Origin of the sequence: Bradyrhizobium sp. JR4.3, from assembly GCF_040547695.1 — a bacterium.
GTDB lineage: Bacteria > Pseudomonadota > Alphaproteobacteria > Rhizobiales > Xanthobacteraceae > Bradyrhizobium > Bradyrhizobium canariense.
In genome coordinates this window covers 58,653-71,619 of record NZ_JBEPQF010000018.1, presented here as the reverse complement: position 1 = coordinate 71,619, position 12,967 = coordinate 58,653, and the positions used below count along the sequence as shown (strand labels likewise).

At 58.1% G+C, this 12,967-nt stretch carries 5 protein-coding genes; 3 read left to right on the top strand and 2 right to left on the bottom strand.

Annotated elements, in window-relative coordinates; translation table 11 throughout:
• Nucleotides 1–5 precede the first annotated feature (5 nt).
• Genes ABIB91_RS25735 through brxL form a run of 3 tightly spaced genes read left to right on the top strand, consistent with a single transcriptional unit; the run spans nucleotide 6 to nucleotide 8,055 of the window.
• A complete protein-coding gene (locus tag ABIB91_RS25735; protein WP_354168404.1) occupies nucleotides 6–3,644 on the top strand; it encodes an Eco57I restriction-modification methylase domain-containing protein in 3,639 nt (1,212 codons plus the stop codon).
• A complete protein-coding gene (gene pglZ, locus ABIB91_RS25730) occupies nucleotides 3,641–6,001 on the top strand; it encodes a BREX-1 system phosphatase PglZ type B (protein ID WP_354168402.1) in 2,361 nt (786 codons plus the stop codon). Before ABIB91_RS25735 ends, pglZ begins: the two co-directional genes overlap by 4 nt.
• On the top strand, nucleotides 5,998–8,055 hold the full coding sequence (gene brxL / locus ABIB91_RS25725) for a BREX system Lon protease-like protein BrxL (RefSeq protein ID WP_354168400.1): 2,058 nt from the start codon (nucleotides 5,998–6,000) through the stop codon (nucleotides 8,053–8,055). The genes pglZ and brxL overlap by 4 nt, the downstream gene beginning before the upstream one ends.
• A gap of 96 nt (nucleotides 8,056–8,151) precedes the next feature.
• On the opposite strand, the gene ABIB91_RS25720 is transcribed toward brxL, so the two are convergent.
• Nucleotides 8,152–9,774 carry a hypothetical protein gene (locus tag ABIB91_RS25720; protein ID WP_354168398.1) on the bottom strand — a complete coding sequence of 541 codons (1,623 nt, stop codon included), beginning with the start codon at nucleotides 9,772–9,774 and terminating at the stop codon, nucleotides 8,152–8,154.
• Complete coding sequence (locus ABIB91_RS25715; protein ID WP_354168396.1) at nucleotides 9,765–12,827, bottom strand: AAA family ATPase; 3,063 nt, start codon at nucleotides 12,825–12,827, stop codon at nucleotides 9,765–9,767. The genes ABIB91_RS25720 and ABIB91_RS25715 overlap by 10 nt, the downstream gene beginning before the upstream one ends.
• Nucleotides 12,828–12,967 lie beyond the last annotated feature (140 nt).

The window sequence follows — 12,967 nt, the reverse complement described above, 5'->3', positions numbered from 1 at the left end:
GATCGGTGGCCATAGCCCTCGAACGCAGCGTTAGATCTATACTGCGGACCGCAATTATCGGCCAGGCCGGCGCTCGCCGTGTCGCCGAAGACGGTGCCCGCAAGGCGCTAACTGAAATTGGGCTTGAGGAGGCAAAGAGACCGGATGGACTTTCGCCAGCGCAAGCAGAGCTGCGCAATCGGCTCCGGGCGCATGCGCGATCCCTCGGCGATGTCATGCAGCCAGATGGTTCAATCAAAGCAACCCGTTTGGTGCGTGAAATTGCCTACGAACATTGGCATCGCGCGTTGTTTGCACGATTTCTTGCTGAGAATGATCTTCTCATTGATCCTGAGCACAAGGTGCCGGTGTCGCTTGGTGAACTTGAACTCGTCGCGAAGGAGGAAGGGCGGGACCTCACAGAGTTAGCCGCCGATTGGGCGGAGCCAATGCTGCCGCAGATCTTTCGCAAGGACGACCCCGTGCTCGCTCTTTCGCTACCGCCTGAGACGAAGGGAGGCCTCGCCGAGATTGTAAACGGGCTACCGCGCGCCGTGTTCGGATCCGATGATTCACTTGGCTGGGTTTATCAGTTCTGGCAGGTAGATCGGAAGGCAGAGGTAGATCTTGCTGAGAAACGGGGATCTAAGATTGGAGCGGACGAGATTTCGCCGGTGACGCAGCTGTTCACCGATGACTATATGGTTCTTTTCCTCTTAGAGAACACGCTAGGTGCCTGGTGGGCAAGCAAAGTGCTTGCCGCCGATCCAGTTCTCGCGATTGAAGCAGACTCGGAAGACGAATTGCGGGATAAGACAAGTCCTGACGGCTATCGCTGGAGGTACTTACGCTTCGTACGCGAGCTGCAGGAAGGCGAGACGGAAGAAACTGCTACTGGCCCTTGGCGGCCGGCTGCAGGCAACTTTGTAGAGTGGCCTATTGCGGCGAAGGGTATCACTGTGCTCGATCCGTGTATGGGGTCGGGTCATTTCCTGGTATTCGCGCTATCGATCCTTGTCGCGTTTCGCCGTGCAGAGGAGGGCCTCGACGAGCGCGAGGCCGTCAAAGCAGTGGTGGCTGACAACCTCTTTGGCCTCGAGATTGATCTGCGCTGCACACAAATTGCAGCGTTTGCTCTCGCACTTGCCTGCTGGAAGCGCCTGGGTGGACCGGAACCTCTTCCGAGACTCAATCTGGCTTGTTCGGGTCTTGCGATTGGGCTTGGTAAGCCGGAGTTTTTGAAACTTGCTGAAAAAATTGCCTCAAAGCGAGGCTGGAAACCTCCCACTGATTTGTTGGGAGATGGCGCGTTACCCATGGAAAGCGCCGCTATCAAACGCGAGCGTGAAGGTCTCGCGCGACTGTACGATCTGTTTGAGAAGGCGCCCTTTCTCGGTAGCTTGATTGATCCTCGTCAGGCCAGTAGCGATCTTTTTGCATCAGGCTACGAAGATATCGAAGGATTTTTGGACGACCTCTTGAAAGCCGGCGAAGGCGTTCCTGAAGTTAGGGAGCTGGCTGTAGTCGCGGCGGGATTGGCGCAAGCAACGCAGATATTGCGGGGCACCTACACGCTCGTCTCAACGAATGTGCCCTATCTTGGCCGCGCAAAAATGAGCGCGACAATTGGAGAGTTTGTCGATCAGAATTATAGGCTCTCTCGATCCGACCTTGCCACATGCTTCATAGAGAGATTGCTGAGATTCTGCGCTAAAGGCGGGGTCACGGCGACGGTTACCCCGCAAAACTGGTGGTTTCTAGGTTCGTACAAAGCTCTCCGGCTTCACCTTTTGGAAAGAGATAAGATAATTCTGCTGGTCGATTTAGGTCCGGCTGCGTTTGAGGTCATGAATTGGTGGGCTGCGAAGACAAACTTGCAGATCATTGGCGACCGCTCAAGTTCCTCGACCAGCTGCTTGGATGCATCAGCAGGGAAGTGGCCGATACAGAAAGAGCGGAATTGTCGACAGGCCAGTGTTTTACAGCGATCTGTCCGAAACTTTCTCGATCAACCAGATCATCGGTTTGCATTTGCGCCGCCCGGAGAACACCCGCCGCTTTCAACACAGGCCAGCTGTCTTGCTGGGATTCTGAACGGTGATACTCCAAGGTTTATTAGAAAATTTTGGGAGTTTGCTGCTAACAATGAGTTTTGGACGTTCCAGCAAACAACTGTTGACGCATCCGCACTGTGCGGAGGCTTGGACCAAGTAATCTACTATGATGGACGGAATGGCCACCTTCGAGAAGACGCGAAGATACGACGGGAGCGGCTCCATGATTCCGACCAGCGAGGTGGCTCCGTTTGGGGGCGCCCCGGCATCGCCATTAGTCAAATGCGGGCACTCCCGGTTGCCCGATATTTTGGCGACAAATTCGATTCCAATGTCGCGGCTTTGGTGCCCACAGACCCAACACTCGTACCCGCTTTATGGTGTTTTTGCACCAGCGAAGAGTTTATTGAAGCGATTCGCAATATCGAGAAGAAGCTCAACGTAACCAATGCAACGTTCGCAAAGATCTCCTTTGAACAGGATCGTTGGCGCAAGGTAGCAAACGAAAAGTTCCCCAGAGGTCTCCCAAAGCCGTATTCGAATGATCCCACGCAATGGCTGTTCGATGGGCATCCGCGTGGAAGCGCTGATCCGAATGTCGCGGAAAACAAAGCAATTGATCCGGGGCTTATTGTGCCGCTTGGAGTCCGGCCGGGTTTGGCCGAGCATCCTTTGCAGGTAGCCGTCGCGCGACTACTTGGCTATCGTTGGCCTCGTCAAACCGGATCCTCCTTTATGGACTGCCCGCCCGTTACAGAGCCGGATGAGGTAGATAGATCTGGGCTCATCGACAGCGATGGAGTTGTCTCATTACCTGCCCTAGCTGGCGAGACCGACGCTGCGGCCCGACTGCGCGAACTGATCCGCGCCGCCTGGGGTTCAGATTACAACGAAGGCACGATCCGCGAACTGCTCGGGGCCGAAGGAGCAAGAGCTAACGATCTTACGACCTGGCTTGCTGACGAATTCTTCGAGGGGCATTGCGAGCTGTTCCACCAGATTCCTTTCATCTGGCATGTATGGGACGGCGTTCGCGGAGGCTTTTCCGCGCTCGTCAACTATCATAAGCTGTCTGAGGGGAACGGAGCTGGACGCCGCCTGCTCGAAAAGCTGCGCGACAGTTATCTTGGCGAATGGATTGCCTTACAGCGTCGCGCGTTGGCATCGGGCGAAGTGGGCGCCGAAGAGCGGTTGATGGCTGCGGAGCACCTTCGTGGCGAACTGACCGGGATTATAGAAGGCGTGCCGCCCTACGATACTTTCGTGCGATGGAAACCGCTTCATCGCCAAGCGATCGGCTGGGAGCCAGATATAGATGACGGTATCCGAATCAACATTCGGCCATTCCTAAACGCGCGACCGAAAAAGAATCGCGGTCAAGGCGCTTGTATCCTACGTGTCACTCCACGCGTTAAGAAGCACGCAGGCGCTGACCGCGGTTCCGAACCTCGCAGAGAGAAAATGGAATTTCCTTGGTTCTGGGCCGAGGACGCTGACGTGTCGAAAGTCGACTTCGCCGGCGTAGAATTCAAGGGCCGCCGCTACAACGATTTCCATTATAGTCGCGGATTCAAACAGCGCGCTCGCGATAAACAGAGCAAGAAATCATGAGCGATGGAACGCTCCTAAACGGCCTTGCTCGCGCGTTTGTCGACGCTGCTCAGACGTTTGAGAGTGGGAAGGAATGGCCGGCGGCGTTGCTGTGGCCTGATCCGGAACGGCAGTGGTTGGCGGCGTTCTCTGATATGCGCCGTCGGCTCGCTTCACAACGCATCGCGCTTTACGCTCATGGGGACTACGCGCCTGAGGAAGGCATGGGTCCGTCCATTTGGCTTCGCTGCCTGATCGACGCGCCGGACGCGCCGGGTTTGAAGGGACCCGTCCCAAAGGGTAGTCTCCCTGTCATTCTTTTGCCTGGAGTGTCATGGCGCAATTTGCGTGAGCCGCTTACCTTGCCGCGCGGCGTCCAGCTACTGGTCGAGATGCAGTACCGCGGCGATGTCTTTCGCCAGCGCAGGCAGGCACGTGACTGGACTGTGGCGACCTTCCTCCGCGATACCGACCAAGGCCTGGGCCTCGACATATCGGTCGACGCGCGCACCGATGAGGCCGCGCAGAGGGCACTTGCCGCCTTGTTGGATCTTGAACTGGATGGTTGGCGTGGGCGTCGCATAGGGGCAGATGAGTTCGATCGACTCCGAGTGCCCGACGACGTGCGAGACCTTCTCTCTTGGATAGCAAATCCTGACGCTACCAAGCTAACAAAAGAGGCGGGCACGTGGGCCGCGTTGCGCGATTTGGTCAAGCGCGACTATGATGTCGATCTCGACGAGAAGGGGGCATTGCAGCAAGCGATCGATCGCCTGATCCGCCGAAAAGGGCCGTGGGGTCGGGTTTGGAATCGCCTAGCGGACTCGCCACATCAGTTTCGGCAAGCCTGCGAGCGTTTGCGCGAGGCAACCGGTAGTAAGCAGACTGATTTGTTTGGCGAAGGCGATCCCTTCACCAACCCGCACGATAACGCGCTCGCCGAAAGGATATTGGCGCAAGACCTTAGCACAATCGCGGATCTTTCGGGCCGAGCGGCGGCAGCAAAGGTGGTGTCCCTTGAAGAACGTCACAGGGGCCGCCGCGACACGTTGTGGGCAAGATTGGGCGAAGCACCGCTCGCCTCAGCACTCGATCCGCTCGCGCGCCTTGCAGCGGCGGTCGATGCGTACCTCTCTGGCAACGACCTCACTACGCTCGCCAGCTCCTACGCTGAAGAAGGTTGGCGGGTCGACGCTGCGCTTATCGAAACAATTGCCGCGGCGGGAACCCGGGAGGACGCGGTAGCACGCGCCGCTGGCGCTCTTTACCGCCCATGGGTGGACGCACTTGCAAGACGCTTCCGTACGACATTTGAAGCCGCCGGCGAGGCAGCGCGACCGAGCCCGCTTTCCTTTGAGCCGGGGACGCTTGTCCTTTTTGTTGACGGACTACGCATGGATGTCGGCCACTCGGTCGCCGAACGATTGAACAATTCCGGTATCGAAGCTTCACTTGGCTGGCGTCTCTCGCCTATCCCCAGTGTGACGGCTAGTGCAAAGGCGATCGTAACCCCGGTCGGAGACAGCATAGCCGGCCGCGGTAAGCTCGATGCGTTCCTGCCGTTGGAGATCTCGTCAGGAAAGCCGGCGACAGCGGACGTTCTGCGCAAAGCCATGCTTGCCCGGAGTGTTCAGGTCCTTGAGCGCGAAGCTATCATGCCTCCGGAGAAGCCAACGTCGATTGGATACGCTGAGTGCGGCAACATTGACCATGACGGTCATGGCATGGGGCTGCGCTTGGCGGGCCAACTGGCATTAGAGGTTACTCGCATAGCCGAGTACGTTTTGGCTTTACGGGCGGCCGGTTGGCCGCGAGTGCGGATTGTCACGGATCATGGCTGGCTGCTCATTCCAGGGGGCCTTGAAGTGGTCCGTTTACCGCCTTCGGCGGTTATCGCCAAAGGAAGCCGTGCTGCTATTCTTCAAGACGCTGCGGCTGCCGAGCTCGCGTTCTTACCCTGGCATTGGGACAGATCAGTTCGAATTGCAATGCCGCCGGGCGCCGAGGCCTTTCGTGCTGGGGAGGTCTATACACACGGCGGCTTGTCACCGCAGGAATGCGTCATCCCTGACATTACCGTGGGGGACGGCGGAGAATCGTCCCCCTCCAAGGGTGTGCGCATTAGCGCGATTATCTGGCGTCGTTTGCGTTTGACCGTCGAGCTTACCGTCGAGTTGTCAGATGTCACCATAGAGGTTCGCCGCAAGGAGCGCGATCCGGCGTCTCGCGTCGATGTCGGCTCTACGACGGAAGGGGCTCGCGCACGGCTGACCATATCCGACGAGGTGGAAGAGGGTGATCCCGTTCTCGTGGTTCTTGTTGATCGTCACGGCAGCATCATCGATGCTCGTGCCACACGCGTTGGAGATCGTTCATGACCTTAACACTTGATCGGCTAGATCACTTGGGCGCAAGAGCCTTCGAGGGCTTTGTCGTCCGAAAAGACTTGGTCCGTCGCTACGCCAAAGCCTACCCGGTGCCCGCCTACGTCGTGGAGTTTTTGCTAGGTCGCTATTGCGCGTCGACTGACGAAGCCGAGATCAAGGAAGGGCTTGAGATTGTAGAAAAACAATTGAGAGATCGCTGCGTACGCACCGGCCAGGAAGAAGTTTTTAAGAACGAAGCCTATCGTAAGGGATCTGTCCGCATCATCGATACTATACGCGCGCGGCTCGATGCCAAGAATGCCTGTTATGTTGCAGAACTTCCAAGTCTCGCACTTCGCGACGTGCGCATTCCAGATACTATCGTTGAAGAGAATGAGCGCATCCTGATTGACGGATTTTATGCAGAGGTGACCCTCGCATATGATAGCATTATCGCGCAGGAGAAGAACGGGCGTCCGTTTGGTATCGAATCCCTGCGCCCTATCCAGATGTCTCGCGCCGATGTGCTCGACACCTTCTTTGAAGGGCGCGCGAAGTTTGAGTCGCCGAACGATTGGATTGATTTTCTACTGCGTTCCGTCGGATTTGAGCCCGCCGAATTTGACGACCGCGCGAAGCGGGTTGCTCTCCTCCGCATAGTTCCTTTTGTCGAGCGCAACTATAATCTTGTCGAGCTGGGTCCGCGTGGAACGGGCAAGAGCCACCTGTTTCAACAAGTTTCGCCGTATGCTCATTTGATTTCAGGCGGCAAAGCGACTGTAGCTCGAATGTTTGTCAATATGGCGAGTGGACAGCGTGGCCTTGTTTGTCAATACGACGTCGTTTGCTTTGATGAGATAGCCGGGGTCTCTTTCGATTCGAAGGACGGCGTCAACATCATGAAGGGATATATGGCATCAGGCGAGTTTTCGCGCGGCAAGGACTCCATAAGGGCCGAGGGCGGGATTGTGCTCGTCGGCAACCTCGATATGGATCTCGATCAAGCGCAGCGCGTCGGTCACCTGCTTGCGCCGCTTCCGCCGGATATGCGGGATGACACAGCTTTTATGGATCGACTACATGCGTACGTGCCGGGCTGGGAGTTTCCAAAGCTTGACCCTCGGCGGCATCTGACAGACCATTTTGGACTGGTGTCCGATTTCCTATCGGAGTGCTTCACGCGCCTGCGAAAGAACTCACGTGCTGGCGTTCTGGATGGCCGTATTCACTTTGGTGGAGCTCTCTCTGGTCGCGATATCGAGGCGGTTAGAAAGACAGTCAGTGGCATAGCGAAGCTTATGTTTCCGAATCCCACGGAACCAATTTCAGATGCAGATCTAGAGTGGATCGTGCGCTTAGCGTTGGAGTCGCGGCGGCGCGTGAAGGAACAGCAGCGGCGAGTATTCAAGAGCGAGTTCCGCAACACGCATTTTAGTTACACTCTCGGCATTGACGGCGTAGAAACATTTGTCGCGACGCCGGAGCTACAGTCAGAAGAGGCAATCGAAAGTGATCCGCTGCCGCCCGGTCAAGTGTGGGCAGTCGCCTCGGGATCGGCGGATACCGGCCCGGGCGTGTATCGCATTGAGATCTCGCACCAGCCTGGCTCCGGAATACGCATCCTTAACCAACCTCCCTCTCCGACGTTTCGTGAAAGCGTGAAAGTTGGCGAGCAAGTTCTCTTTGGACAAGCTCGAAGTTTGGTGGGCGACCGCGATCCCCGTGAGCAAGAATTTACTGTGCAACTCCGCGCAATAGATTCAGATAAGGCCGGCGCTGGATTGGGCGTGCCGGTTGTGGTGGCACTATGTGGTTCACTACTTGGGCGCAATAGCCGGGGGGGCACTATCGTTGTTGGTTCAACAACTCTGGGAGGCTCAATCGAGCTCGTTCGGAATGCCGCTCAGATCGCCGAGTTGGCAATTGAGAAAAGAGCGCAGACACTTTTGATGCCCGTATCTGCGCGGCGACAGCTAAATGAGCTCGCGGACGATATGTGGACGAAGATAAATATCGAATTCTATCGCGACGTGCCCGATGCCGTCTTCAAAGCCTTGGAGGAGTAGCTCTAAAACGCTGAAGTAGTCCCGCAACATGTCAACAATGCGCACTTGTAACGTTCGCTAACAAGCCCGCTATCGACGGCTCGCAGTGACGGCTCTTCAGTCAGACGAGGGCGGCATATTCTCCGTCTCGGGAACGGTGGCCTCAGGAGCCACCATGGCTAAAAGCTTTGTAAACCGCCGACTTGCATCGTCGTCGTCGTGCGGGCTCGGACAAAGGAGAGTGATATCACTTGCTCCTGGCATTCGCTCGAAATCGGTCCACTCCGATGCCCGCGTCGGAAACAAGACAAAGCCGCCCATGGAATGGCACCTGACGACTTGGCCTTCGACGGACCATCCCAACGTGCGCCTATACCTCTCGACCGTGTGCGGCTTGGAGTCACCCTTGTCTGCACCCTTCCCGTGATGTTTCGGACTGGCCAGGCACGCGTCTCCCACCATCAGCGACCTTCTGAGCGGCGTCGTAATCCTGAGCATGTAATCCGGCGAGCACTTTGATTCGGTTCCCAAAAAGGGACGATCCGGATCAAGTACCTGGTTGCGAGCCGCCCATTCGAGCGCGGGCAGGTCCCGATCGTGGGCGGGCGGTAGCCGTTCGTAGTCGACGAAGACGGGTACTGGCTCGTAGTCGAGTTCGGCAACGATATCATCCCGCTGCAAACGCCACGAACAAGATCTCACTGCATCGGTAGCGTCGGTAGAACAAGTGCCCTCGAATCCCATCAGCCGAAGCTGCTTCGCCAGCCACACCGCTCCCCAAAGCTCCCAAAGACTATTCAGGTAGACCGGTGGATAGTGCGATCTCGAAGACTCGACTTCGGAGAGCGATTCCGAAACCCGAGGCGCGAATGCGCGGAGGAGGCGGCGAAGTCGGTGATCGCGCTGGAACAACGGACTGGGATATACGACCGTCGTAAGTTCCGCGTCATCTCGAAGGTAGGTCACAGTGCCGCTCAGATCAACCAATCTATCTTCGAGCGAGGAAAGCCGCCTTAAATCATTTTCTATTCTTATCTGTCGTTGCTCGGGATTTTTTCGGGCGGCCTTCGATCCCAACGACTCGATCTCGCTCCTGACGATGTCACCGGCATCTTTCAATTGCCCTCGCCTGCGCATCGCCCAGTGTGAGACGATCGCATTCTCAGCGAGCGGGAGCCCGCGCCTTGATTGAGGTCCTAATTCGATAAACGGGTCCCGACGAATCGAGAGCGCTGATCGCAACTCCTCGTCGACCAGACCGACGAGCTCGGATGGCGATATGGACCGACCGTATTCGTCGCGACGGCTCCACGAGCGTTCGGGTCGTTCGGTTATGACATCCCACGCAGCGGCCACCTTGAACTCCGCCTCGATATCTTCGACCATGGCGATGACATCGCGATAGCTAAGGAGCAACGCTGGCAATACGTAGCAGCGTAGCGTGCAGTGCTTCGGGGCCTTCAGCGAGAGACTGACTTCGCCGAAGCGGCGACGCCACGCCAGATCCGCTTCTAAATCCCATCGCTGCCACATGGCGCCGTCGGGAGCAGGCTCCGACAAGATCTTCAGCTTCGCCTCGCCTCTCGCCGCCTGGGCGGGACCACCTCTGACCAGGACATCGAGGTACGGACAATCGTCCCGAACAATGTACCACGTGTTCGGCCGCCAGCCGTACTCGACGCCTACGCCGTTCGTGCCGGCGACGCGTACGGCGCCGATCTCGGTCTTTCCTACTGCCACGGCGAGACGAACCCGAGCCGCGCCTGTTGTCGCGCCAACTTCAGGCGTCGACGCGTCCGCGGAAGCTCTTCAGCGCCGTCGAGAGCCTTGTCTAAAGCATCGAGCGCCGGCTGCAGCTGATCGAACGCGCCTGATAGTTTCACTAAGATCCGGCTGGCGAGAACACGATCCACTAGATCGTCCCGGTTCAACAGATCCTTGCCCTGAAGGTCCAACCTGTGGTGCAAGCCAAGAAGCGACTTGATGTCAGCAAGCACGCGTCGAGATGGTAGAAAATCGTGGCGAAGGTCGTGCTCGGCGACGGCAACATGCAGCGCACGCAGAACGGCGTCGATTCTCTCGTCGGCGTTCGCGCCGTCGACTGATACCATCGGAAGCCCAGGCAACGGGGCTATTGAATCAAGATTTTCTAGCCCCGTCGGCTTCTCGACATCCCATGGAACCTGCGTCAATTCCAGAAGAAAGCACCTGTCTATCACCTTCGGCGACGGTGGACGCGATGAGTCGTCGATGTTCATCGTTCCGAAGATTCGACACGAAGCGATCTTCGTTCCGGCAGCGATGGAGCCACCTCCGCCGTCAAGCGCGTTGAATAGTCGCGACAGGTAGTATTCCGGGCGTGTGAGATTGAACTCGTCGAAGAGTATCAGATGCGAGTGCGCGTTCTCGCCGAGTAGATGACACAGCTTACCGCTTTCGTCGAAGAGCACGCCGTCGTCTTCCCAATGTGCCTGCACTGCGATCTCATGGAAGGTGCGTCCGGTCTCCTTTCCGAGGATCCGCGCAATCGTACGGACGAGCGTCGACTTGCCGCATCCCGGTGGGCCGGCGAGCAGCACGATCGGGCGGACCGCGAGCGCAAGTAGAGCGACGACGATGTCGTCGAACTGCAGGTGAGGCGCGGCCGTTTTGATCTCATCTCTCATCGTTTCCAGGGCATGGGAGAACTGCGAGTCGGGAATACGAACGTCCCAGTCGAAAGGCATGGCATCGCTGGGTTCGGCAGTACCCTTTTCGCTTGCCGATCTTTGCGATGTCTGTTCGCCCAGGGCCTCGCGGCCGCCGCTGCCTACGGCCGCGACATCGGCGGAATCCGAACGCAGTTCGGATCCGGTCTCAGATTCAGCACGCCGGGTAAAGTCGGCGCCTCTAGTCGGCGCCTCGCCGGCCTGCCGAGGACCAAACCGCTCGGAGGATGAGGTCTCTGCCGCGACACCGGCTTCCTTCTCTGCGTCGACGGCGCCCGGCAAATCGCCCCGTCCGTCGTCGGACGGCGCCCCGCTTTGATGTTCGACGTCGGGACGACCGTCCAGCCCCTCGCGTACCACGCGTTCCAGCTCTTCTGCCGAAATCCACCCGCGATCGGCAGTCAATGCGACGATTTTGGACATGCCCAAATCCAGAACGACGTCCTCTGCGGCGTCCACAGCGAGCGCTCCCGGTTGCAGAGGCCCGTCGAACGGATCCAGCGCAGACTCCTGCCGCTTACGTAGAGTATTGGCGTCGATCCAAAGCGTGCCGGTCCCGTCGACCTGTTCAGAGTGGACGAACGCCTTTTGCTTGGCGGGATCCCATTCGATCGACATCTTGCCCGGCGCTTGGCGGACGTTCATCGCGCGAAACTGCCGTCCCTGGCGAGCCGAAACGCCTGCCGCACCGCCGGGGATCAGTCTCATCCGCGGCTGCGAGCCCGCCGCAAGAGGAGGAGTATCCGGGATCGTCCGCTGACCCCCGTCATCGATGAAGGGCTCGTTGGGATCGAGCACCGTGACCTGTCGTTCGCGCTCCGCAGGTTGTTTGATGCCGAGTAGTAAGGGATACGGAAGAGTGGATTCCAACGGAGCCTTGAATACGCTCCCACCCTTTCCGTCAGGCTCGCGGAGCCGCGGCGGATCGTAGTTGTGCAGTATGTGCGCCAGTCCTCCGGCGGCCGCCGCGATCGCAAAGGAGCTTCCGACGCGGAGCACCGCGGGCCGATGGCCATCCGGGAACAGGGTGGCCATCATAGCTTCCTGAAATCCTGGAAGCAGGCTCGTTCCCCCCGCCAGCAAGATCGTGTCGACCAGACGATAAGCGTCTCCGGCAGAGTTCACGCGCCGCTCGCGCAGACGGGCCTCGCTTTTTCGCTTGGCGTCTTCCGTAGAGGTCTGGTTGACGTACAAGCGTTCGCAGAGACGATCGAAGAGAGGCTTCAACTCAGTCCAGATTTCGTCCGACACCGAAACGAGCGTATTCCGGTCGATGACGAGGGGCTCTCCGCTCGACGGAAGTTCGACCTGAACCGGCGTCCCCGTCTGGCTCGACTGAACCTTGGCCTGCTCGATAGTCCTCAACACACGGTCGCGATCCTTTTCCAACAGAAAGTCTGCTACGCCGAGTATGTCGACAAGGCGCGAGTCGACCCAGCGGCCGGCGTGACTAACGCTATCGCCCCGCAGCGCGCGGACTCTTAGGTCGCGCTGGGCCCCTTTCGCATCAACGTCGAGGATTGTGCCGTCCCGCCGGCTGAGAACCACGCTCATGTTGGCGGTAGACGCGCCTACGTCGACCACCAGAAGGACGTTGTTCGCTCCCGTTTCGAGCTTCAGCGTTCGCTTCACGAGACGGAAGAACTCGCACACCATTTCGGGCTCGGGCAAAATTGTTATGCCGGGGATAGCCGCTTCGACGGCTTCCATGTAACGAGTCCGCGTCTTGTCGTCTCCGATCGACGGCATAAGGGCGTATTTTCGTCGCTGCATATATTCCGCCGGCAGCCGCTCCAGGATCTTGCGGAGGTACGCCCGAAAAACCTCGTCGCGTTCTAGTTCCCGGAACGGCGTGCGAGGATTCTTCACATCGAAAAATATGCGCCGCACCGCTTTGCGATCGTGCAGCATCCAATCCTTCATATCGTCCAATTGGTAGACCCAAGGGGCATCTACCGGGAAATCAAGCTGCAGACCCCATTGCCTGCGATCGTCCACTTTCGGATCAGCCGTTATATAGCAGCGCGAAGGAAAGAAAGGCTGCCGCTCGTGCTGCAGCAAAAAGCGGAATGCGGTATCGGACATGCTCACACCGCACCCTCGATTGGAGCAGGGGTCACTAAACTGAAACGCAAGGAAATCATGACGAGAAGCGTGATATAATCGTGTAATTCAACGCGAGCATCGCAAGTTCGACGGGCCTAAGCAACTCCGAATTGCGTCTG

Bases quoted from the DNA above. Each gene is read 5' to 3' on its own strand.
- pglZ (WP_354168402.1), top strand. From the start codon at position 3,641: ATGAGCGATGGAACGCTCCTAAACGGCCTTGCTCGCGCGTTTGTCGAC.
- brxL (WP_354168400.1), top strand. From the start codon at position 5,998: ATGACCTTAACACTTGATCGGCTAGATCACTTGGGCGCAAGAGCCTTC.
- ABIB91_RS25715 (WP_354168396.1), bottom strand. From the start codon at position 12,827: ATGTCCGATACCGCATTCCGCTTTTTGCTGCAGCACGAGCGGCAGCCT.